General features: G+C 42.4%; 36 protein-coding genes. All 36 read left to right on the top strand.

Going from position 1 to position 21,724, the window contains the following annotated elements; translation table 11 throughout:
- Positions 1-67: 67 nt before the first annotated feature.
- The 36 genes from rpsL to CSV77_RS07935 all read left to right on the top strand — a co-directional run bounded on the left by rpsL (position 68) and on the right by CSV77_RS07935 (position 21,723).
- On the top strand, positions 68-487 hold the full coding sequence (gene rpsL, locus CSV77_RS08110; protein WP_085132019.1) for a 30S ribosomal protein S12: 420 nt from the start codon (positions 68-70) through the stop codon (positions 485-487).
- Between the two features lie 35 nt (positions 488-522).
- On the top strand, positions 523-993 hold the full coding sequence (gene rpsG, locus CSV77_RS08105) for a 30S ribosomal protein S7 (protein WP_099630534.1): 471 nt from the start codon (positions 523-525) through the stop codon (positions 991-993).
- 47 nt (positions 994-1,040) lie between these two features.
- Entirely contained in the window at positions 1,041-3,119 is a 2,079-nt protein-coding gene (fusA, locus tag CSV77_RS08100) for an elongation factor G (RefSeq protein WP_099672995.1), read from the top strand.
- A 115-nt stretch (positions 3,120-3,234) separates the two neighbouring features.
- Positions 3,235-4,422 (top strand): elongation factor Tu, encoded by a 1,188-nt coding sequence (tuf, locus tag CSV77_RS08095; protein WP_085132017.1) that lies wholly within the window; start codon positions 3,235-3,237, stop codon positions 4,420-4,422.
- Positions 4,423-4,788: 366 nt separating this feature from the next.
- Positions 4,789-5,097, top strand: coding sequence for a 30S ribosomal protein S10 (gene rpsJ / locus CSV77_RS08090; RefSeq protein WP_085427465.1), 309 nt, complete (start codon positions 4,789-4,791; stop codon positions 5,095-5,097).
- 37 nt (positions 5,098-5,134) lie between these two features.
- The gene (rplC, locus tag CSV77_RS08085; protein ID WP_099630537.1) at positions 5,135-5,764 is read left to right on the top strand and encodes a 50S ribosomal protein L3; all 630 of its coding nucleotides are present in this window, start codon (positions 5,135-5,137) and stop codon (positions 5,762-5,764) included.
- A gap of 25 nt (positions 5,765-5,789) precedes the next feature.
- Positions 5,790-6,413, top strand: a complete 624-nt coding sequence (gene rplD, locus CSV77_RS08080) for a 50S ribosomal protein L4 (protein WP_099635778.1) — start codon at positions 5,790-5,792, stop codon at positions 6,411-6,413.
- Entirely contained in the window at positions 6,413-6,700 is a 288-nt protein-coding gene (rplW, locus tag CSV77_RS08075; protein ID WP_085132013.1) for a 50S ribosomal protein L23, read from the top strand. Before rplD ends, rplW begins: the two co-directional genes overlap by 1 nt.
- A 33-nt stretch (positions 6,701-6,733) precedes the next feature.
- Positions 6,734-7,564 carry a 50S ribosomal protein L2 gene (gene rplB / locus CSV77_RS08070; protein WP_099630539.1) on the top strand — a complete coding sequence of 277 codons (831 nt, stop codon included), beginning with the start codon at positions 6,734-6,736 and terminating at the stop codon, positions 7,562-7,564.
- A gap of 60 nt (positions 7,565-7,624) precedes the next feature.
- A complete protein-coding gene (rpsS, locus tag CSV77_RS08065) occupies positions 7,625-7,903 on the top strand; it encodes a 30S ribosomal protein S19 (protein WP_099630540.1) in 279 nt (92 codons plus the stop codon).
- A gap of 20 nt (positions 7,904-7,923) precedes the next feature.
- Positions 7,924-8,268, top strand: coding sequence for a 50S ribosomal protein L22 (gene rplV / locus CSV77_RS08060; RefSeq protein ID WP_037561627.1), 345 nt, complete (start codon positions 7,924-7,926; stop codon positions 8,266-8,268).
- Positions 8,269-8,271: 3 nt separating this feature from the next.
- Complete coding sequence (rpsC, locus tag CSV77_RS08055) at positions 8,272-8,934, top strand: 30S ribosomal protein S3 (RefSeq protein WP_085132010.1); 663 nt, start codon at positions 8,272-8,274, stop codon at positions 8,932-8,934.
- 1 nt (position 8,935) lies between these two features.
- Positions 8,936-9,370, top strand: coding sequence for a 50S ribosomal protein L16 (gene rplP / locus CSV77_RS08050; RefSeq protein WP_029053270.1), 435 nt, complete (start codon positions 8,936-8,938; stop codon positions 9,368-9,370).
- Positions 9,360-9,560 (top strand): 50S ribosomal protein L29, encoded by a 201-nt coding sequence (gene rpmC / locus CSV77_RS08045; RefSeq protein WP_025783856.1) that lies wholly within the window; start codon positions 9,360-9,362, stop codon positions 9,558-9,560. Before rplP ends, rpmC begins: the two co-directional genes overlap by 11 nt.
- A 17-nt stretch (positions 9,561-9,577) precedes the next feature.
- Complete coding sequence (gene rpsQ, locus CSV77_RS08040) at positions 9,578-9,841, top strand: 30S ribosomal protein S17 (protein WP_099630541.1); 264 nt, start codon at positions 9,578-9,580, stop codon at positions 9,839-9,841.
- Positions 9,842-9,879: 38 nt separating this feature from the next.
- Positions 9,880-10,248, top strand: coding sequence for a 50S ribosomal protein L14 (rplN, locus tag CSV77_RS08035; RefSeq protein ID WP_081243203.1), 369 nt, complete (start codon positions 9,880-9,882; stop codon positions 10,246-10,248).
- Between the two features lie 35 nt (positions 10,249-10,283).
- The gene (gene rplX, locus CSV77_RS08030; protein WP_029053267.1) at positions 10,284-10,595 is read left to right on the top strand and encodes a 50S ribosomal protein L24; all 312 of its coding nucleotides are present in this window, start codon (positions 10,284-10,286) and stop codon (positions 10,593-10,595) included.
- Positions 10,596-10,621: 26 nt separating this feature from the next.
- Complete coding sequence (gene rplE / locus CSV77_RS08025) at positions 10,622-11,161, top strand: 50S ribosomal protein L5 (protein ID WP_085132008.1); 540 nt, start codon at positions 10,622-10,624, stop codon at positions 11,159-11,161.
- A gap of 20 nt (positions 11,162-11,181) precedes the next feature.
- The gene (locus CSV77_RS08020) at positions 11,182-11,367 is read left to right on the top strand and encodes a type Z 30S ribosomal protein S14 (protein ID WP_008298870.1); all 186 of its coding nucleotides are present in this window, start codon (positions 11,182-11,184) and stop codon (positions 11,365-11,367) included.
- 30 nt (positions 11,368-11,397) lie between these two features.
- The gene (rpsH, locus tag CSV77_RS08015) at positions 11,398-11,796 is read left to right on the top strand and encodes a 30S ribosomal protein S8 (RefSeq protein WP_029053265.1); all 399 of its coding nucleotides are present in this window, start codon (positions 11,398-11,400) and stop codon (positions 11,794-11,796) included.
- 30 nt (positions 11,797-11,826) lie between these two features.
- Complete coding sequence (rplF, locus tag CSV77_RS08010; protein WP_099630542.1) at positions 11,827-12,366, top strand: 50S ribosomal protein L6; 540 nt, start codon at positions 11,827-11,829, stop codon at positions 12,364-12,366.
- A 33-nt stretch (positions 12,367-12,399) separates the two neighbouring features.
- Positions 12,400-12,762 carry a 50S ribosomal protein L18 gene (gene rplR / locus CSV77_RS08005; protein WP_029053263.1) on the top strand — a complete coding sequence of 121 codons (363 nt, stop codon included), beginning with the start codon at positions 12,400-12,402 and terminating at the stop codon, positions 12,760-12,762.
- Positions 12,763-12,784: 22 nt separating this feature from the next.
- On the top strand, positions 12,785-13,285 hold the full coding sequence (rpsE, locus tag CSV77_RS08000) for a 30S ribosomal protein S5 (protein ID WP_083034251.1): 501 nt from the start codon (positions 12,785-12,787) through the stop codon (positions 13,283-13,285).
- Positions 13,286-13,298: 13 nt separating this feature from the next.
- Positions 13,299-13,481, top strand: coding sequence for a 50S ribosomal protein L30 (rpmD, locus tag CSV77_RS07995; protein WP_099635777.1), 183 nt, complete (start codon positions 13,299-13,301; stop codon positions 13,479-13,481).
- Positions 13,482-13,513: 32 nt separating this feature from the next.
- Positions 13,514-13,954: a 50S ribosomal protein L15 gene (rplO, locus tag CSV77_RS07990; RefSeq protein WP_029053260.1), complete on the top strand. Its 441-nt coding sequence runs from the start codon at positions 13,514-13,516 to the stop codon at positions 13,952-13,954.
- The gene (secY, locus tag CSV77_RS07985) at positions 13,954-15,246 is read left to right on the top strand and encodes a preprotein translocase subunit SecY (RefSeq protein WP_099630544.1); all 1,293 of its coding nucleotides are present in this window, start codon (positions 13,954-13,956) and stop codon (positions 15,244-15,246) included. Before rplO ends, secY begins: the two co-directional genes overlap by 1 nt.
- Before the next feature lie 46 nt (positions 15,247-15,292).
- Positions 15,293-15,946, top strand: coding sequence for an adenylate kinase (locus CSV77_RS07980; protein ID WP_099630545.1), 654 nt, complete (start codon positions 15,293-15,295; stop codon positions 15,944-15,946).
- Between the two features lie 345 nt (positions 15,947-16,291).
- On the top strand, positions 16,292-16,510 hold the full coding sequence (gene infA, locus CSV77_RS07975) for a translation initiation factor IF-1 (RefSeq protein ID WP_029053257.1): 219 nt from the start codon (positions 16,292-16,294) through the stop codon (positions 16,508-16,510).
- A 39-nt stretch (positions 16,511-16,549) separates the two neighbouring features.
- Positions 16,550-16,663, top strand: a complete 114-nt coding sequence (rpmJ, locus tag CSV77_RS07970) for a 50S ribosomal protein L36 (RefSeq protein ID WP_076758849.1) — start codon at positions 16,550-16,552, stop codon at positions 16,661-16,663.
- A 24-nt stretch (positions 16,664-16,687) separates the two neighbouring features.
- Positions 16,688-17,053, top strand: a complete 366-nt coding sequence (gene rpsM, locus CSV77_RS07965) for a 30S ribosomal protein S13 (RefSeq protein ID WP_085132003.1) — start codon at positions 16,688-16,690, stop codon at positions 17,051-17,053.
- Between the two features lie 25 nt (positions 17,054-17,078).
- On the top strand, positions 17,079-17,468 hold the full coding sequence (gene rpsK / locus CSV77_RS07960; protein ID WP_009499031.1) for a 30S ribosomal protein S11: 390 nt from the start codon (positions 17,079-17,081) through the stop codon (positions 17,466-17,468).
- Between the two features lie 123 nt (positions 17,469-17,591).
- Entirely contained in the window at positions 17,592-18,536 is a 945-nt protein-coding gene (locus CSV77_RS07955; RefSeq protein WP_029053255.1) for a DNA-directed RNA polymerase subunit alpha, read from the top strand.
- A gap of 30 nt (positions 18,537-18,566) precedes the next feature.
- Complete coding sequence (gene rplQ, locus CSV77_RS07950) at positions 18,567-18,947, top strand: 50S ribosomal protein L17 (protein ID WP_099630546.1); 381 nt, start codon at positions 18,567-18,569, stop codon at positions 18,945-18,947.
- A gap of 276 nt (positions 18,948-19,223) precedes the next feature.
- Positions 19,224-20,081: an energy-coupling factor ABC transporter ATP-binding protein gene (locus CSV77_RS07945; protein WP_099672994.1), complete on the top strand. Its 858-nt coding sequence runs from the start codon at positions 19,224-19,226 to the stop codon at positions 20,079-20,081.
- Positions 20,057-20,932, top strand: coding sequence for an energy-coupling factor ABC transporter ATP-binding protein (locus CSV77_RS07940; RefSeq protein ID WP_099672993.1), 876 nt, complete (start codon positions 20,057-20,059; stop codon positions 20,930-20,932). Before CSV77_RS07945 ends, CSV77_RS07940 begins: the two co-directional genes overlap by 25 nt.
- On the top strand, positions 20,926-21,723 hold the full coding sequence (locus CSV77_RS07935; protein ID WP_099672992.1) for an energy-coupling factor transporter transmembrane component T family protein: 798 nt from the start codon (positions 20,926-20,928) through the stop codon (positions 21,721-21,723). The genes CSV77_RS07940 and CSV77_RS07935 overlap by 7 nt, the downstream gene beginning before the upstream one ends.
- Position 21,724 lies beyond the last annotated feature (1 nt).

The following is a 21,724-nucleotide window of genomic DNA, read 5'->3' as shown; positions in this document are numbered from 1 at the left end:
TTTTTACTTAAAAATGAACCACCTGGGTGTGTGGTATTATAAAAAACTTGGAAGGAGGAACAACCTGATGCCTACAATTAATCAATTAGTCCGTAAACCTCGTAAATCGAAAACGGAAAATTCTAAGTCTCCGGCTCTAGGAAAAAGCTATAACAGCTTTAAAAAGTCTATGACAAACGTGAACTCACCACAAAAAAGAGGTGTTTGTACACGTGTTGGTACTATGACTCCTAAGAAGCCGAACTCGGCGCTACGTAAGTATGCTCGTGTTCGTTTAACTAATACATTGGAAGTAAACGCATATATTCCAGGTGAAGGCCACAACTTGCAAGAACACAGTGTGGTACTAATCCGCGGAGGACGCGTAAAAGACTTACCGGGTGTTCGTTACCATATCGTACGTGGGGCACTTGATACAGCTGGTGTTACTGGCCGTATGCAAAGCCGTTCAATGTATGGAGCTAAAAAGCCCAAAGTTAAGAAGTAATACAAAACTAACAATATTGAAAGGAGGAACTAATTATGCCTCGTAAAGGTCCAGTAACAAAACGTGATGTACTACCTGATCCGATTTATAATTCCAAGCTTGTAAGCCGCCTTATCAACAAAATGATGGTAGACGGTAAAAAAGGTACTTCTCAAAAGATTCTTTATGGAGCGTTCGAAATTATTAAAGAACGTTCTGGACAAGAACCAATCGAAGTATTCGAAGCAGCTTTAAATAATGTAATGCCAGTTCTTGAAGTGCGTGCTCGCCGCGTAGGTGGAGCTAACTATCAAGTGCCGGTTGAAGTACGCCCTGAACGCCGTTCGACTCTAGGCCTTCGTTACCTTGTGAACTATTCACGTACACGTGGAGAAAAAACAATGGAAGAACGTCTAGCGAATGAAATTCTTGATGCATCAAATAACACAGGTGCTTCTGTTAAACGCCGTGAAGAAATGCATAAAATGGCTGAAGCCAACAGAGCATTCGCTCACTATCGCTGGTAAGGTCGGATAAACAACAGCAGTAATCCGAAACGGAAGGAGATTACAAAATGGCTAGAGAGTTCTCACTAGAGAATACTCGTAACATTGGTATCATGGCTCACATTGACGCTGGTAAGACAACGACAACTGAGCGGATCCTTTTTTACACAGGTAAAATCCACAAGATTGGTGAAACGCACGAAGGTGCATCACAAATGGACTGGATGGAGCAAGAGCAAGAACGTGGAATCACGATTACTTCAGCTGCAACAACTGCAGCATGGAAAGGTCACCGCGTAAACATCATCGATACACCGGGGCACGTAGACTTCACAGTTGAAGTTGAACGTTCACTTCGCGTATTGGATGGTGCTGTAGCGGTACTTGATGCACAATCAGGTGTTGAACCACAAACAGAGACAGTTTGGCGTCAAGCGACAAACTACAAAGTACCACGTCTCGTATTCGTAAACAAAATGGATAAGACGGGTGCTGACTTCCTATATTCAGTAGGAACACTACGTGACCGCCTGCAAGCGAATGCACACCCTATTCAATTGCCAATTGGTGCGGAAGATAACTTCTCAGGAATTATCGACTTAATCGAAATGAAGGCAACTATGTATCCCAATGATCTAGGAACAGATACGACAGTGGAAGAAATTCCTGCTGAACATCTTGAACTAGCTAAAAAATACCGTGAGAGCCTAATTGAAGCTGTTGTAGATTTCGATGAAGATCTTATGGAAAAGTATCTTGGCGGTGAAGAACTTACTATAGAAGAACTTACGACAGCTATTCGTAAAGCTACGTTGGCAGTTGAATTCTATCCTGTAGTTTGTGGAACTGCTTTCAAAAACAAAGGTGTACAACTAGTACTAGATGCGGTAGTAGACTACCTTCCATCACCACTTGATGTGCCTCCAATGATGGGCTTCAACCCTGAGACTGAAGAAGACGAAGTGCGTGAATCATCTGATGAAGCACCATTCTCAGCATTGGCGTTTAAAGTTATGACAGATCCTTATGTAGGTAAACTTACATTCTTCCGTATTTACTCTGGTATTCTTCAAGCTGGTTCTTACGTAGCAAACTCTACAAAAGGCAAGCGCGAGCGCGTAGGACGTATTCTACAAATGCACGCAAACAGCCGTGAAGAAATTTCTGAAGTACACGCGGGTGAAATTGCTGCTGCTGTCGGTTTGAAAGACACAACTACTGGAGACACACTATGTGATGAGAAAGCATTGATCATTCTTGAATCAATGGTATTCCCAGAGCCAGTTATCTCTGTAGCGATTGAACCGAAAACAAAAGCGGACCAGGATAAAATGGGCCAAGCTCTTGCTAAGTTGCAAGAAGAAGATCCAACATTCCGTGCACACACAGATCAAGAAACAGGAGAAGTAATCATCGCGGGTATGGGTGAACTTCACTTGGATATTATCGTCGACCGTTTACGTCGTGAATTTAAAGTGGAAGCAAACGTGGGCGCGCCACAAGTTTCTTACCGCGAAACATTCCGTCAGTCAGCTGAAGTCGAAGGTAAATTCGTTCGTCAATCAGGTGGACGTGGACAGTTCGGTCACGTATGGATTGAATTCGGTCCAAACGAAGAAGGAAAAGGATTCGAGTTCGTTAATAATATTGTTGGTGGTTCTGTTCCTCGTGAATACATCCCAGCAGTTGAAGCAGGAATTCGTGATTCACTGGATAACGGTATTTTAGCTGGATATCCTTTAATTGATGTCAAAGCACGTCTATATGACGGATCTTACCATGACGTTGACTCCAACGAGATGGCATTTAAGATTGCTGCATCAATGGCTTTGAAAAATGCTGCATCAAAATGTAGTCCTGTAATTCTTGAACCAACAATGAAGGTAGAAGTTATTATTCCGGAAGAATACATGGGCGACATTATGGGTGATATTACATCACGCCGTGGCCGTGTAGAAGGTATGGAAGCTCGTGGTAACGCACAAGTAGTTCGTGCAATGGTTCCACTTGCTGAAATGTTCGGTTATGCAACTTCTCTACGTTCAAACACGCAAGGACGCGGAGTATTCTCAATGGTGTTCGATCACTATGAAGAACTTCCAAAGTCTATCGCTGAAGAAGTAATCAAGAAAAACAAAGGTGAATAATACAGTTCATCCTTGTTTCTTTTAATCAATACTTGTAAGATGTGGATAGTCGATGGAATACTTTCGGCTTCCATATTAAAAAACTATTTTTTTAAATAAAGGGAGGATCTCTAAAATGGGTAAAGAAAAATTTGACCGCTCCAAGGAGCACGCGAACGTAGGAACAATTGGTCACGTTGACCATGGTAAAACAACTTTGACTGCTGCAATTGCAACAGTTCTTTCTAAAGCACAAGGTGGAGAAGCAAAGTCATACGCTGACGTTGATAACGCACCTGAAGAAAAAGAGCGTGGAATTACAATCAGTACTTCACACGTTGAGTACGAAACTGACAAGCGTCACTATGCACACGTTGACTGCCCAGGTCACGCTGACTACGTTAAAAACATGATCACTGGTGCTGCACAAATGGACGGCGGAATCCTAGTAGTTTCTGCTGCTGATGGCCCAATGCCACAAACTCGTGAGCACATTCTTCTTTCACGTCAAGTAGGTGTTCCTTACCTAGTTGTCTTCATGAACAAATGTGACATGGTAGATGACGAGGAACTACTTGAATTAGTAGAAATGGAAATCCGTGAACTTCTTTCTGATTACGACTTCCCTGGCGATGATATTCCTGTAATCAAAGGATCAGCTCTTAAAGCTCTTGAAGGAGAGCCAGAGTGGGAAGAAAAAATTCTTGAACTTATGCAAGCAGTAGATGACTATATTCCAACACCAACTCGTGACACTGACAAGCCATTCATGATGCCTGTTGAGGACGTATTCTCAATCACAGGTCGCGGAACTGTAGCAACTGGCCGTGTTGAGCGTGGAGTAGTTAAAGTCGGAGATGTTGTTGACATCATCGGTCTTGCTGAAGAACCAAAAGCTACTACTGTAACTGGTGTAGAGATGTTCCGTAAACTTCTGGACTATGCAGAAGCAGGCGACAACATCGGTGCTCTTCTTCGTGGTGTATCACGTGAAGATATCGAACGTGGACAAGTTCTTGCTAAGCCAGGCACAATCACTCCACACACTCAGTTCAAATCTGAAGTTTATGTTCTATCTAAAGAAGAGGGTGGACGTCACACTCCATTCTTCTCAAACTACCGTCCTCAGTTCTACTTCCGTACAACTGACGTAACTGGTATCATTCAACTTCCTGAAGGCGTAGAAATGGTTATGCCTGGAGATAACGTTGAAATGACAGTTGAACTTATTTCTCCTATCGCGATTGAAGAAGGTACTAAATTCTCAATCCGTGAAGGTGGACGTACAGTTGGAGCTGGCGTTGTAGCAACAATTACAAAATAATTTGTTTGGATCCCGCCATTAAGGCGGGATTTTTTTGTTTTCGTCTACATGAAAGGTTAGCGGCATATATCAAAAATAGTGTTTTGAAACGCCCTTAAGATAATGCGGAAGTAAAGTCTAGCAGCGCACTTCAAATCACGTGCAAATCATGAGGAAAGCTGATAGTATAGTAAACGGATTAAAAGTTAAATTAATTTCTTCAAAAGGGTTGCGCAATCCTTTTATATTATGTATAATGTTGAATGTTGGTCTTTGACTGCGATGAAGCGAGAGGTTACCGATACACCCGGCCGCTTTGCCATGGCGCGTGTAAGGAAAATTTTCGTGGAGAATTGTCTAGAAAATAGGCGAAAGGGAGGGAAAATAATGGCAAAACAAAAGATTCGTATTAGATTGAAAGCTTATGATCACAGAATGATCGATCAGTCAGCTGAAAAGATTGTTGAGACGGCTAAACGTTCTGGAGCTAGTGTTTCAGGTCCAATTCCGTTGCCAACTGAAAGATCAGTTTACACGGTATTGCGTGCTGTTCACGTATATAAAGATTCACGTGAGCAATTTGAAATGCGTACGCACAAACGTTTAATCGACATCGTGAATCCAACGCCACAAACGGTGGATGCACTTATGAAGCTTGATTTACCGTCAGGCGTCGACATCGAAATTAAACTATAAAACATAAAAACAAACAATATTACAGGAGGTGTGACTAATGACCAAAGGAATCTTAGGAAGAAAAGTCGGAATGACGCAAGTATTTGCTGAAAACGGCGATCTAATCCCAGTAACAGTGATTGAAGCTGCTCCAAACGTTGTTCTTCAAAAGAAGACAATAGAAACAGACGGCTACGAGTCAATCCAACTAGGATTTGATGATAAACGTGAAAAGCTTTCAAACAAGCCTGAACAAGGCCATGTTGCAAAAGCTAACACTGCACCTAAGCGCTTCATTCGCGAAGTTCGCGGAGCTGACGTTAGTGCATACGAAGTTGGTCAGGAAGTCAAAGTCGATACATTCGCAGAAGGCGATGTAGTTGACATTACAGGAGTTTCAAAAGGTAAAGGATTCCAAGGTGTTATTAAGCGCCACGGTTACTCACGTGGACCGATGACTCACGGATCACGTTTCCATCGCGCACCAGGATCACTTGGAGCAGTTGATGCACAACGCGTATTTAAAGGAAAAAAACTACCTGGACGTACTGGTGGCAAAACAGTAACGATCCAAAACGTTGAAATCGTTCGAGTTGACGCTGAGCGCAACTTGTTATTAGTAAAAGGTAACGTTCCTGGAGCTCGTAAATCACTTGTACAAGTGAAAAGTGCTATCAAAGGAAACTGAGTAAAACAGAAAGGAGGAAACAGGAATGCCTAAAGTATCTGTAGTAAGTCAAACAGGTTCTGCTGTCGGCGACATCGAACTAAACGATGCGATTTTTGGAATCGAGCCGAATGAAGCAGTATTATTCGAAGCAATTGTTCAACAACAAGCTTCTTTACGCCAAGGTAACCACAAGGTTAAAACTCGCGCGGAAGTAGCAGGCGGCGGTCGTAAACCATGGCGTCAAAAAGGCACAGGTCGTGCTCGTCAGGGTTCAATCAGATCACCACAATGGCGTGGAGGCGGTATCGTATTCGGTCCTTCACCACGTAGTTACAGCTATAAAATGCCTAAGAAAGTTCGTCGTTTAGCACTTCTATCTGCTCTATCTACTAAAGTAGCGGCTGAAGAGCTAATCGTTCTAGATAACTTAGCATTTGATGCACCAAAAACAAAAGGCTTTGTAAAAGTGCTTGAAGATCTTTCAATCACGAAGAAAGCATTATTTGTTACAGCTGACCTAGAAGAATCAGTAGCATTGTCTGCTCGCAACATTCCAGGGATCAGCGTCGTTTCAGCGAACGGTATCAATGTTCTAGACCTAGTCGGACATGACCAGCTTGTAATGACAAAAGCAGCAATAGAAAAAGTCGAGGAGGTGCTTGGTTAATGGAAGCACGTGATATTCTGAAACGTCCGGTCATTACCGAGCGTTCTTCTGAACAAATGGAAGACTTAAGAAAATATACATTCGAAGTTGATACACGCGCGAGCAAAACTCACGTGAAACAAGCTATTGAAGAAATCTTCGGTGTTAAAGTTGAAAAAGTTAACGTTATGAACTACAAAGGTAAGTTCAAGCGTATGGGGAAACATGCTGGTTATACAAACAAGCGTCGTAAGGCAATTGTTACACTGACTACTGATTCCAAAGATATCGAACTTTTTGAAATGTAATTAACTCATAATAAATGAAGGAGGGAACACAAAATGGCGATTAAGAAGTACAAAGCTACCTCCAACGGACGTCGTAACATGACTTCTTCTGACTTTGCTGAGATTACTGCTAGCAAACCAGAAAAATCATTGCTTGAACCAGTCAAGCGTAAAGGCGGACGTAACAACCAAGGTAGAATGACAGTTCGTCACCAAGGTGGAGGACATAAGCGCCAATACCGTGTCATCGATTTCCAACGTCGGAAAGATGGCATTCCAGGACGCGTTGCTACGATCGAATACGATCCAAACCGTTCAGCAAACATCGCATTAATCAATTATGCAGATGGTGAAAAGAGATATATCCTTGCTCCTAAAGGATTGACAGTAGGTTCCACAATCATTTCAGGACCTGAAGCGGATATCCGCGTAGGAAATGCTCTACCACTAGAGAACATCCCTATGGGTTCCACAATTCACAACATTGAAATGAAGCCAGGTAAAGGCGGACAATTAGTTCGTTCTGCAGGAACTTCAGCTCAACTACTAGGACGCGAAGGCAAATACGTCATCATTCGTCTGCAATCAGGAGAAGTTCGTATGATCCTTGCTACTTGCCGTGCTACAATCGGTCAAGTTGGTAACGAGCAACACGAATTGATCAATATTGGTAAAGCAGGTCGTTCACGTTGGTTAGGCAAACGTCCAACTGTTCGTGGATCTGTAATGAACCCTAACGATCACCCACACGGTGGTGGTGAAGGCCGTACACCAATCGGTCGTCCGAGTCCTGTTACTCCATGGGGTAAACCAACTCTTGGATTCAAGACACGTACGAAGAACAATAAATCAGATAAACTTATCGTTCGCCGTCGTAAAAAATAATGTTATTGCACTGCGGTTCAGTAGATGGACCGTAGTACATACTCGGAAGGAGGTTCCAGAATGGGCCGCAGCTTGAAAAAAGGACCTTTTGCAGATGACCATTTACTAAAAAAGGTTGACGCACAAAAAGACGCAGAAAAGAAACAAGTTATTAAAACATGGTCACGCCGTTCAACAATCTTCCCGACTTTCATCGGATTGACGATTGCAGTATATGATGGACGTAAACATGTTCCTGTTTATGTAACAGAAGATATGGTAGGTCACAAACTAGGTGAATTCGTACCTACACGCACATACCGAGGCCATGGTGCCGACGATAAGAAAACAAAACGCTAATTTGAGAGGAGGTTATCCTGATGCAACAAGCTAAAGCATCTGTACGCACAGTCCGTATTGCTTCTCGCAAAGTTCGTTTGGTCGTTGATCTTATCCGCGGCAAGAATATAGGTGAAGCTATGGCTATTCTACGACTTACGCCTAAAGCGGCATCTCCAGTCGTGGAAAAATTATTGAAATCAGCAATTGCAAACGCTGAACATAACTACGAAATGGATACTGAGAACTTAATCGTCAGTGAAGTATTCGTAGATGAAGGACCAACAATGAAACGTTTCCGTCCACGTGCACAAGGTCGTGCAAGTGCGATTAACAAACGTACAAGCCACATCACATTAGTGGTATCTGAAAAGAAGGAGGGGTAATTAGTGGGCCAAAAAGTACATCCTAATGGACTACGTGTAGGCGTCATCCGTGACTGGGACTCAAAATGGTACGCGGAAAAAGATTATGCGTCCTTACTACATGAAGACTTAAAGATCCGTGAATACATCGAAAAACGTCTTGTAGAAGCATCAGTTTCAAAAGTTGAAATTGAGCGTGCTGCTAAGCGTGTTAATATTACAATCCACACTGCAAAGCCAGGTATGGTTATCGGTAAAGGTGGTTCCGAAGTAGAAACACTTCGTAAGCAACTTAACGAAATTACAGGCAAGCGTGTACACATCAACATCGTAGAAATCAAACGTGCTGATTTGGATGCAAGATTAGTTGCAGAATCAATCGCTCGTCAATTGGAAAGTCGTGTATCATTCCGTCGTGCTCAGAAACAAGCGATTCAACGTACGATTCGTTCTGGTGCAAAAGGAATTAAAACACAAGTATCTGGACGTCTCGGCGGAGCGGATATCGCTCGTGCGGAACACTACAGTGAAGGAACTGTCCCTCTTCATACATTACGTGCAGATATAGATTATGCACATGCTGAAGCTGATACTACTTATGGTAAGCTTGGCGTAAAGGTATGGATTTATCGTGGTGAAGTCCTTCCAGTAAAAGTTAAGAAGAACTCTGGGGAAGGAGGCAAATAATATGTTAATGCCTAAACGTGTAAAACATCGTCGTGTATTCCGTGGGAAAATGCGTGGTGAAACAAAAGGTGGCGCTACAGTTCAGTTTGGTGAGTATGGTCTTCAAGCTCTAGAAGCAAGTTGGATCACTAACCGTCAGATTGAATCTGCTCGTATTGCTATGACTCGTTACATGAAACGTGGCGGTAAAGTATGGATCAATATTTTCCCGCACAAACCATATACTAAAAAGCCTCTTGAAGTCCGGATGGGTTCCGGTAAAGGTGCTGTAGAAGGCTGGGTTGCAGTTGTGAAACCTGGTAGAGTAATGTTCGAAATTGCAGGTGTTTCAGAAGAGGTTGCTCGTGAGGCACTTAGACTTGCATCGCACAAACTTCCTGTAACAAGCAAGTTTGTAAAACGACAAGAAATTGGTGGTGAGTCTAATGAAAGCTAATGAAATTCGTGACTTAACAACTGCAGAGATCGAGCAAAAAGTGAAATCACTTAAAGAAGAGCTTTTCAACCTTCGCTTCCAGTTAGCGACAGGTCAATTAGAAAACACTGCACGCATCCGTGAAGTACGCAAATCGATTGCGCGCATGAAAACTGTAATACGACAAAGAGAAATCAGTGCAAATAACTGATGAAGGAGGTTGCAGCCATGACTGAGCGTAATCAGCGCAAAGTATACACAGGCCGTGTGGTTTCCGATAAAATGGATAAAACCGTTACGGTAATGGTAGAAACACACAAAAAACATTCTTTATACGGTAAGCGTGTAAAGTATTCTAAGAAACTTAAAGTTCATGATGAGCTAAACGAAGCGAAAATCGGCGATGTTGTTCGTATTATGGAAACACGTCCATTATCAGCAACTAAGCGTTTCCGTCTTCTAGAAGTCGTTGAAAAAGCGATCATCATCTAATAGGTTTTTAACTCAGATTTCGGAAGGAGGTAACCTCGATGATTCAACAGGAAAGTAGAATGAAAGTTGCTGACAACTCTGGCGCGCGCGAAGTACTTACAATTAAAGTACTAGGCGGATCAGGTCGTAAAGTAGCTAACATCGGTGACGTAGTTGTTGTTACGGTTAAGAAGGCAACACCAGGTGGCGTTGTTAAGAAGGGTGACGTTGTTAAAGCGGTCATCGTTCGTACGAAAAGTGGAGTTCGTCGTAAAGACGGTTCATACATTACATTCGATGAGAATGCTTGCGTTATTATCCGTGATGATAAAGGGCCACGTGGAACACGTATTTTCGGACCAGTTGCTCGCGAACTACGCGACAATAACTTCATGAAAATCATTTCACTTGCTCCAGAAGTTCTTTAATTCTAATGACAGAGCCAGTCAAGGAGGTGCGATAAATGCACGTTAAAAAAGGCGACAAAGTAATGGTGATCTCTGGGAAAGATAAAGGTAAAACAGGTGTGATCCTAACTGCTTATCCGAAAAAAGACCGTGTGCTAGTTGAAGGTATTAATATCGTCAAAAAACACACAAAGCCGAACCAAGAAAACCCACAAGGCGGAATTGTAAGCCAAGAGTCTACAATACACGTCTCCAACGTGATGGTAATCGATCCTAAAACAGGCGAGCCGACTCGTGTAGGTTACAAAATGGAAGACGGTAAAAAAGTACGTATTGCAAAAAAATCCGGTGAATCATTGGATAAGTAAGTATTGCATGAAAGGAGGTCCGACTGATGAGTCGTTTGAAAGAGAAGTTTTCTAAAGAAATCACACCTGCTCTAATGAGCAAGTTTGAATATACATCTGTTATGCAAGTTCCTAAAGTAGACAAAATCGTTATCAACATGGGTGTTGGTGATGCTGTCCAAAATACAAAAGCACTTGATGCAGCTGTTGAGGATCTTGCAACTATTTCAGGTCAAAAACCAGTCATTACTAAAGCGAAAAAATCTATCGCAGGATTCCGTTTACGTGAAGGAATGCCGATCGGAGCTAAAGTAACGCTTCGCGGTGAGCGCATGTATGAGTTCCTCGATAAATTAGTTACAATCTCATTACCACGTGTACGTGACTTCCGTGGCGTTTCTAAAAAAGCGTTCGACGGTCGCGGTAACTATACTCTTGGTGTGAAAGAGCAACTTATTTTCCCTGAAATTGACTTCGATAAAGTATCAAAAGTACGAGGGATGGATATCGTCATCGTGACGACAGCTAACACTGATGAAGAAGCACGTGAGTTGCTTGCACAGTGTGGCATGCCATTCCAAAAGTAAAATAATAGGGAGGCGAAAACGTGGCTAAGAAATCTATGATCGCTAAACAGAAACGTACGCCAAAGTATAAAGTACAAGAATATACACGCTGCGAACGTTGTGGCCGTCCACATTCAGTATATCGCAAATTTAAACTTTGCCGTATTTGTTTCCGCGAACTTGCATACAAGGGACAACTTCCTGGCGTCAAAAAAGCCAGCTGGTAAACCCCTAATTAGGGAAGGAGGTTAATTCAAATGACAATGAGTGATCCGATTGCAGATATGCTTACACGCATCCGTAATGCGAACATGGTTCGCCACGAGAAGCTTGAGGTACCTGCTTCAAACGTAAAGAAAGAAATCGCTGAGATCTTAAAACGAGAAGGTTTCGTCCGTGATGTGGAATACGTGGAAGATAACAAACAAGGCATTATCCGCATTTTCCTAAAATACGGTCAGGATAACGAACGCGTTATCAATGGCTTGAAACGTATTTCTAAACCAGGACTTCGTGTATATGCTAAATCAAATGAAGTTCCTAAAGTACTTAACGGCTTAGGTGTTGCACTTGTTTCTACATCAAACGGTGTATTAACAGACAAAGAAGCCCGCGCTAAACAAGTCGGCGGAGAAGTCGTCGCTTACGTTTGGTAATTAGCTACAATTGAATGGAGGTGCAATAGAATGTCCCGTATTGGTAATCGTCAGATCGAAGTCCCTGAAAACGTTACTGTAACAATTTCAGAGGAAAACTTCGCTACTGTTAAAGGTCCGAAAGGTGAACTTTCGAGACAATTAGATAAAGAAATCACGATCAATCACGAAGGCAACGTAATTACATTTACTCGTCCTTCTGAATCAAAAGCCCACCGTTCAATTCACGGTACTACACGCTCTGTACTTAATAACATGGTAGTGGGAGTATCTACAGGATTTGAACGCACACTTGAATTGGTTGGGGTTGGATATCGTGCTTCTATGCAAGGGAAAAAACTTGTATTGAACGTAGGTTACTCACACCCAGTTGAATTCACGCCAGAAGAAGGTGTAGAAGTTGAAGTTCCAGCGAACACGAAGATAATTGTTCGCGGATACAACAAAGAACACGTAGGTGCTCTTGCTTCTAACATCCGTCAAGTACGTCCACCAGAGCCGTATAAAGGTAAAGGTATCCGTTATGAAGGCGAAATCGTTCGTCGTAAAGAAGGTAAAACAGGTAAATAATACCGCCTGAGGTATTTGGAAGGAGTGACTCCGATGATCACGAAACAAGATAAAAACGCTGTCCGTAAAAAGCGTCACGCACGTGTGCGTACGAAAATCAGCGGAACTGCAGAGCGTCCACGTCTAAACGTTTACCGTTCAAACAAGCACATCTATGCACAATTGATTGATGACTTGAATGGTGTAACAATCGTTAGCGCTTCTACAAGAGATAACGATGTTGAGGCTGGTTCTACTGGCAACACTGAATCTGCAGCTAAAGTTGGCGAGCTTATTGCAAAGAAAGCTGTTGAAAAAGACGTTAAGGCGGTTGTTTTTGACCGCGGCGGATATCTTTTCCATGGCCGTGTAAAAGCATTAGCTGACGCTGCACGCGAAAATGGTCTGGAATTTTAATTAAGAGGGAGGGACATATTTCATGCGTCGTAATGATCAGAACAAAAGTGAGTTTGAAGAACGCGTAGTAACGATCAACCGCGTTGCGAAAGTTGTAAAAGGTGGACGTCGTTTCCGCTTCACTGCACTTGTCGTAGTTGGTGATAAAAACGGTCGTGTCGGTTTTGGTACTGGTAAAGCACAAGAAGTTCCAGATGCAATCCGTAAAGCAATTGAAGATGCGAAGAAAAACTTGATTGTAGTGCCAATGGTCAAAGGTACAACTCCACATGAAGTAATCGGACGCTTTGGTGCAGGACAAATCCTCATCAAACCAGCTGCTCCGGGTACTGGTGTTATCGCAGGTGGACCTGTCCGTGCGGTACTTGAACTTGCAGGCATCACGGATATTCTTTCTAAATCTCTTGGTTCAAGCACACCGATCAACATGGTACGTGCAACAATCGAAGGGTTGCAGAATTTGAAACGCGCAGAAGACATTGCCAAATTGCGTGGTAAATCCGTAGAAGAACTGTTAGGTTAAGGGGGGAAATACAATGACGAACAAACTTGAAGTCACCCTTACGAAAAGTGTTATTGGTTCAAAGCCAACACAGCGTAAAACAATTGAAGCACTAGGCCTTCGAAAGTTAAATCAAACAGTTGAGCATCAAAACAACGATGCCATCCGTGGTATGCTTACAAAAGTTAGCCACTTGGTAACCGTTAAAGAAATTTAAGTACTATTTTACAATAAGGAGGTGCCGATAAGATGAAATTACATGAGCTAAAACCAGCTGAAGGATCTCGTAAAAACCGCAAACGTGTTGGTCGTGGGATTGGATCTGGAACAGGTAAGACTTCTGGTAGAGGTCATGACGGTCAAAACGCTCGTTCAGGCGGCGGTGTACGTCTTGGTTTCGAAGGTGGACAAATTCCTCTTTTCCAACGACTTCCTAAGCGCGGGTTCACGAACATCAATCGTAAAGATTATGCCATCGTTAACCTCGATACATTAAATCGTTTCGAAGAAGGCACGGAAGTAACGCCGGAATTGCTAATTGAAACTGGTGTTGTAAGCAACGCTAAATCTGGTATCAAGATTCTGGGTAACGGAACACTTGATAAGAAGATTACAGTACGTGCTAACAAATTCTCCGCTTCTGCAAAAGAAGCAATTGAAAAAGCAGGCGGGCAAACAGAGGTGGTATAATGTTTCAGACAATCTCTAATTTCATGCGTGTGAAGGAGATCCGGTCTAAAATAATTTTCACCCTCCTAGTGCTCATCGTTTTTAGACTAGGGACATTTGTTCCGGTTCCAAACGTTGATGCAACTGCTTTACAACAATCAGATAACCAGTTTATCGGATTCTTGAACACATTCGGTGGAGGAGCATTATCCAACTTCTCGATCTTTGCAATGGGGATTATGCCGTATATCACGGCGTCCATCATTGTACAACTCTTGCAGATGGATGTTGTTCCGAAGTTTACTGAGTGGTCAAAACAAGGGGACGTCGGAAGACGAAAACTTGCACAATTCACAAGATATTTCACGATTGTTCTTGCCTTTATTCAAGCACTTGCCATGTCATTTGGTTTTAACCAAACATTTGGCGGTACACTGATTCAAGACAACAGCATATCCACTTATATCACAATTGCAATTGTATTGACTGCCGGTACAGCTTTCCTACTATGGCTTGGTGAACAAATTACTGCAAAAGGTGTTGGGAATGGTATTTCCATCATTATCTTTGCAGGGATTGTTGCCGGCATTCCAAATGCTGTTAACCAGTTGTATGTAACGCAAATTCAAGACGCTGGAGATGCACTATTTATTCGAATTGCAACGATGGTCTTATTATTGATTGTGATCGTAGCTATTGTAGTCGGGGTTATTTACTTCCAAGAAGCATTGCGGAAAATTCCGATTCAATATGCGAAGCGTGTCTCAGGACGTAATCAGTCTGTTGCAAGTCAACAAACACACTTACCTTTGAAATTGAATGCTGCAGGAGTTATCCCGGTAATCTTTGCGGTGGCATTCTTCATTACGCCACAACAAATTGCTCCGTTTTTCGGTGAAAACAGTGTAACTAAAACTATTATTCGGATCTTCGATTATACGAATCCGATCGGTATGATTTTGTATGTAACACTTATTATTGCGTTTACATATTTCTACGCATTCATTCAAGTGAATCCAGAAAATATGGCAGACAATCTGAAAAAGCAAGGTGCATATATTCCGGGAATACGCCCAGGAGCAAACACTCAAAAGTACTTAACAAGTACTCTGTATAGACTGACGTTCGTCGGCTCAATTTTCTTGGCCGTCGTAGCGGTTATGCCAATCTTCTTCATTAACTTGGCGAATTTACCTCAATCCGCTCAAATCGGTGGAACGAGCTTGCTCATCGTAGTAGGGGTCGCCCTCGAATCAATGAAGCAATTAGAATCACAATTAGTGAAGAGACATTACAGAGGCTTTATGAAATAAAGAGCAATAGCCTGACCTATTGTAAACAAATGGAGGGCAAGGACGTATGAATATCGTATTAATGGGTCTGCCTGGTGCTGGTAAAGGTACACAAGCAGACAAAATTGTCGAGAAGTACGGAATCCCTCATATTTCTACAGGCGATATGTTCCGTGCTGCCATCAAAGATGGCACGGAACTTGGAGTTAAAGCAAAATCGTTCATGGATCAAGGCGCATTAGTTCCTGATGAAGTTACCATTGGTATCGTGCGTGAGCGGTTAAGCAAAACGGATTGTGACAATGGATTCTTGCTAGATGGTTTCCCTAGAACAGTACCTCAAGCTGAAGCACTAGATGCTTTACTTAAGGACCTAGGAAAAAGCATTGAGTACGTATTGGATATCGAAGTCGATACGGAAGAATTAGTCGCAAGATTATCTGGTCGTCGGATTTGTAAAGTGTGTGGCACATCGTATCACTTGATCTTCAACCCACCAAAGGTAGAAGATGTGTGTGATAAAGATGGCGGCGAACTTTACCAGCGTGCAGATGACAATCCGGATACTGTCATGAATCGTCTGGAAGTAAATATGAATCAGACAGCTCCTTTACTCGACTTTTATGGCGAAAAAGGTGTACTGACTAAAATTAATGGCCAACAGGACATTAATCTTGTATTCAAGGACTTGGATGCAATTTTGCAACAACGTAATAAGTAATCAATCCTTTTCGGGCACATTTTCATCATGGTTCGGAAAGTAATGGATGAAAACGATCTGCAAAAGCTTTAAGTTCCTGTTATAAGATAAATGAGAGTTTATCATTAATTCCTTGGTAGTTCCGACATGCATTCTATTGTCAATGGCAGTATAATATATATTTGGCACTGCAACGAGGGCAATAAAGGATCTCATTCGCAATTTATGCGAAACAGCGAAATGTGGCAGACGTCTTTCGAACATCACTCATGCTAACTGGACATATGTTGAAGGAAGCCTTTTGAAGGCAACTGATGCCGCTCGATGGTGAAAGCCTTTATTGGATATAGAAGGGAGACAGGATTGATGGCGAAGGACGACGTAATTGAGGTAGAAGGAACTGTTCTTGAAACGTTGCCGAATGCGATGTTTAAAGTGGAGTTAGAAAACGGACATACTGTGCTTGCACACGTGTCAGGTAAAATTCGTATGCACTTTATTCGTATTCTGCCAGGCGACAAGGTGACATTGGAACTTTCACCTTACGATTTAACACGTGGTCGTATCACATACCGTTTCAAATAAACTTTTGCACTCCCGAAATATTGAAGGAGGTTGGGTAGGATGAAAGTAAGACCATCTGTAAAACCGATCTGCGAAAAATGTAAAGTTATTCGTAGACGCGGCCGAGTAATGGTAATCTGTGAAAATCCAAAGCACAAACAAAGACAAGGCTAAAACACAAGGAGGTGCACAACTTATATGGCACGTATTGCTGGTGTAGACGTTCCGCGCGATAAGCGCGTTGTCATTTCATTGACATATATATTCGGTATTGGTAAAACAACTGCACAATCAATTTTAACTGCAGCTGACGTTTCACAAGAGACTCGCGTTCGTGATTTAACTGACGCTGAGCTGGATAAGATTCGTGAACAAATTGACGGCTTGAAAGTAGAAGGAGATCTTCGTCGTGAAACTTCTCTAAATATCAAGCGTTTGATGGAAATCGGTAGTAACCGTGGAATCCGTCACCGTCGTGGATTGCCTGTTCGTGGACAAAACACGAAAAACAATGCACGTACGCGTAAGGGTCCTAAACGCACAATGGCTAACAAGAAAAAATAATAGGTAAAGGAGGGTTCTTTCCAACATGGCACGTAAACAACAAACTCGTAAACGTCGTGTAAAAAAGAATATTGAGACTGGTATTGCACATATCCGTTCAACGTTCAATAACACTATCGTAACTATCACGGATAGCCACGGTAATGCACTTTCATGGTCTAGCGCTGGTGCACTTGGCTTTAGAGGTTCCCGTAAATCTACTCCGTTTGCTGCACAAATGGCTGCTGAAACTGCAGCAAAAACAGCAATGGAACATGGTTTGAAATCATTGGAAGTAACAGTTAAAGGGCCAGGTGCTGGTCGTGAAGCGGCTATCCGTTCACTACAGGCTGCAGGTCTTGAAGTTACTGCAATCAGAGACGTAACTCCGGTTCCGCACAATGGTTGTCGCCCGCCAAAACGTCGTCGCGTATAATCGGTTTGAATCTATTGGATTAAGAAAGACATTTTTTGTTAATACTGTTGAAATAGACTATCTATTATCAGTGAATTCAATAAGGTTAAACCAATATAGAGACGTTTTTAGGAGGGTAAATAAATGATCGAGATTGAGAAACCAAAGATTGAAACAGTAACGATCGGTGAAGATTCACAGTTCGGTAAGTTTATTATCGAACCTTTAGAGCGTGGATATGGAAATACCCTAGGGAATTCCTTGCGCCGCATTCTCTTGTCTTCATTACCAGGAGCTGCTGTGACATCTATTCAAATCGATGGTGTACTTCATGAATTCGCTACAATTGAAGGTGTCGTCGAAGACGTATCTACAGTTATTTTGAATGTGAAGAAACTAGCACTCAAAATTTACTCAGATGATGAGAAAGTTATTGAGATCGATGTGAAAGGTGAAGGCGTCGTGACGGCTGCAGACATCACACATGATAGTGATGTCGAAGTATTAAATCCAGATCTCCCGATTGCTACTCTCGGTAAAAATGGACATTTACGTATGCGTATGTATGCTGTACGTGGACGCGGATATGTTCCTTCCGATCAAAACAAACGTGAGGATCTAGCGATTGGTGTGATTCCAATTGACTCGATTTACACTCCTGTATCACGCGTTAACTTCCAAGTTGAAAACACTCGCGTCGGACAAAGTACCAACTTTGATAAGTTGACACTCGATGTATGGACAGATGGAAGCATAGGTCCTAAAGAGGCAGTATCACTTGGAGCTAAAATTCTAACAGAGCATTTAAATATATTCGTTGGTATGACTGACGAAGCACAAACTGCAGAAATCATGGTAGAAAAAGAAGAAGACCAAAAAGAAAAGGTTCTGGAAATGACGATTGAAGAACTTGATCTTTCTGTCCGATCTTATAACTGCTTGAAGCGTGCAGGCATCAATACAGTTTTAGAACTTGCTAACAAGTCCGAAGACGAAATGATGAAAGTGCGTAACTTAGGCCGTAAATCACTTGAAGAAGTGAAGGCTAAATTGGATGAGCTAAACCTTGAGTTACGCTCTGAAGAATAACTGACATATATTGAAGGAGGGTAACTTCAAATGGGATACAGAAAACTTGGACGCACAAGTTCACAACGTAAAGCAATGCTTCGCGACTTAACGACAGATCTTATTATTCATGAGCGCATCCAAACAACTGAAACACGTGCGAAAGAATTACGTAAAGTAGTTGAAAAGATGATCACTCTTGGAAAACGTGGAGATCTTCACGCGCGTCGTCAAGCGGCTGAATATATTCGTCGTGAAAAGGTAGCTGTTGAAAACGCAGAAGGCGAAGAAGCAACAGTGTTTGCACTTCAAAAGCTTTTTGATACAGTAGCACCACGTTATGCAGATCGCCAAGGCGGTTATACACGTATAATGAAAATGGGACCTCGCCGTGGCGATGGCGCACCAGTAGTTATTATCGAACTGGTGTAATTCCAACACTTCGAGGGTGTGTCTGTCACGCACAGCACACCCTTTTATTACAAGTACGAGATTTATACGACATAAAAGCTGAGTGTTATGATCCGCGAGTAATCGACTGGTCTAGCTCTACGTACCTCATCTGAGATGTCGGCATGAGCACCCGGCATTTTCGTTTTCAAAGGCGCATTCCTTAGATGAGGTACGCGCTTTTTTTTTATACATAAGAATAATTCATTACATAAAAACTATATTGATTCATAACAACACCTAAGAGGGGGAGTCCAGATGAAGGAAATAGCGTCGATGCACCATGTTGACTTTTCTTACGACATGGAAGAAGAGGAATCTTCGCGTATGTCAACTAAAGCATTACATGATGTATCTTTCACTTTGTACGAAGGAGAATGGCTGGCAGTTGTAGGACATAACGGTTCTGGTAAATCGACGTTAGCCAAGCTATTGATTGGCTTGATGTTTCCTTCGTCAGGTGAAGTACATCTCTTTTCGAAACGACTATCTGAAGAGAATCTTTGGGAAACTCGTTCGCGTATGGGTATAGTCTTTCAGAACCCTGATAATCAGTTTGTCGGTTCGACTGTGCAGGATGATGTGGCATTTGCACTCGAAAACAATGGCGTACCACACGACATGATGGTAAAACGTGTCCATGAGGCTCTGGAGCAGGTGAAAATGAAAGATTACATCAACCATGAACCACATCATCTTTCGGGGGGGCAGAAGCAGCGTGTGGCGATTGCAGGTGCATTAGCTTTGCATCCCGAACTTCTTATACTAGATGAAGCTACTTCCATGTTGGATCCCCAGGGACGTGAAGAAGTAATCGAGATCGTTAAGAGGTTACGCTCTGAAATCGGATTGACTGTGTTATCTATTACGCATGACTTGGAAGAGGTATTATTGGCAGATCGTATATTGGTAATGAATGAAGGACAAGTATTGATGGTAGGTTCACCGCAAGAAATCTTTCAACAAGGTACTGAACTTGAAAAGGTTGGGCTCGATCTGCCGTTTGCTTTACGTGTTTCTGAGTTATTGAGAATAGCTGGCGTAGAGCTGGTCGGCAATCATATGACAGAAGAAGAGTTGGTGAATGAATTGTGGACATATCACTTCAGCAAGTAGGCTACTTATACGCTAAAGATTCACCGTTTGAGAAACGTGCCCTGCAGGACGTGACAGCTACGATTCCTTCAGGTTCTTATACTTCCATCATTGGGCATACAGGATCAGGGAAATCGACCTTATTGCTTCATTTGAATGGATTGCTAAAGCCGTCTGAGGGTATTGTCAAAATAGGTGACACGGTAATTACTGCCCAGACTAAAGGTAAGCAGATGAAGGAAGTTCGACAGCACGTAGGAATTGTGTTTCAGTTTCCTGAACATCAGTTATTTGAGGAAACAGTTGAAAAAGATATTATGTTCGGCCCTATCAATTTTGGAGTGCCGAAAGAGGTAGCGAGGGCTCGTGCACATGAACTAGTGAAGCTTTTAGGTCTTCCTGAAGACGTGTTGCAGAAGTCACCTTTTGAGCTATCAGGAGGGCAAATGCGGCGTGTTGCGATTGCAGGTATCCTCGCATTCAAACCATCTGTCTTGGTACTTGACGAGCCAACAGCGGGGTTGGATCCTAAAGGACGTAAAGAGATCATGGAGTTGTTCCATCATTTGCATAAGACAGAGAATCTAACGACTATCCTTGTCACCCATAGTATGGAAGACGCTGCACGCTACAGTGATCGGATTCTGGTGATGCATGAGGGAACAGCCGTGATGGAAGGAACGCCTGAAGAAATATATAGTCAAGAAGAGGAACTTCATTCATATCGACTCAGCGTCCCACGGTCCGTGCGTTTTCAGCGTGAGATAGAAAAGATGAGTGGACGACGTTTTGATCATATTGCACTTACGGAAGACGTTTTGGCACAAGAATTAGCAAAAGCTGTCGCGAGAAAAGAGGAGCGACCATGTTAGAAAAAATGATTATCGGTCGTTTTATTCCAGGTACTTCCATTGTGCATCGTATGGATCCCCGTTCCAAATTACTTTTTGTCTTTCTGTTTGTAATAGCGGTGTTCTTGGCCAACAACGTAGTATCTTATGCCATTTTGCTTGGTTTCACAGCGTTTGTCATTGCGCTTGCCAGAATCAGACCTTATTTTTTGATCAATGGATTAAAACCGGTCATCTTTTTGATTATTTTTACACTTCTATTACATATTTTCTTTACACGTGAAGGCCCCCTTCTATTTGAATGGAAGTTTATTAAAGTTTATGAAGAAGGATTGCGAATGGGTATATTCATATCCATCCGATTTTTGGTGCTTGTGTTGATTACGACAGTATTGACGCTAACCACTTCACCGATCTCGATTACGGATGGGTTGGAAACACTACTTAATCCTTTTAAAAAGCTGAAATTACCCGTACACGAATTAGCACTCATGATGTCCATTTCTCTACGTTTCATTCCAACTTTAATGGACGAAACAGATAAAATATTAAAGGCACAACTAGCAAGAGGTTCTGATTTAAGTACCGGTTCCATCAAAGAACGGATACAGGCAGTCATTCCTTTGCTTGTCCCGCTATTTGTTAGTGCATTTAAGCGCGCGGAAGATTTGGCGATTGCAATGGAAGTGCGTGGCTACCGTGGCGGAGAAGGTCGCACAAGGTTCCGACAGCTGTCTTGGCAAATGAGGGATACTGTTGTCTTGATCGCTTTTGTGCTATTGGTAGGTGTATTGCTATGGGTGAGGAAGTGAA

This window comes from Sporosarcina sp. P16b (assembly GCF_002743065.1).
GTDB lineage: Bacteria > Bacillota > Bacilli > Bacillales_A > Planococcaceae > Sporosarcina.
This window is presented reverse-complemented; position numbering and strand designations above follow the sequence as displayed.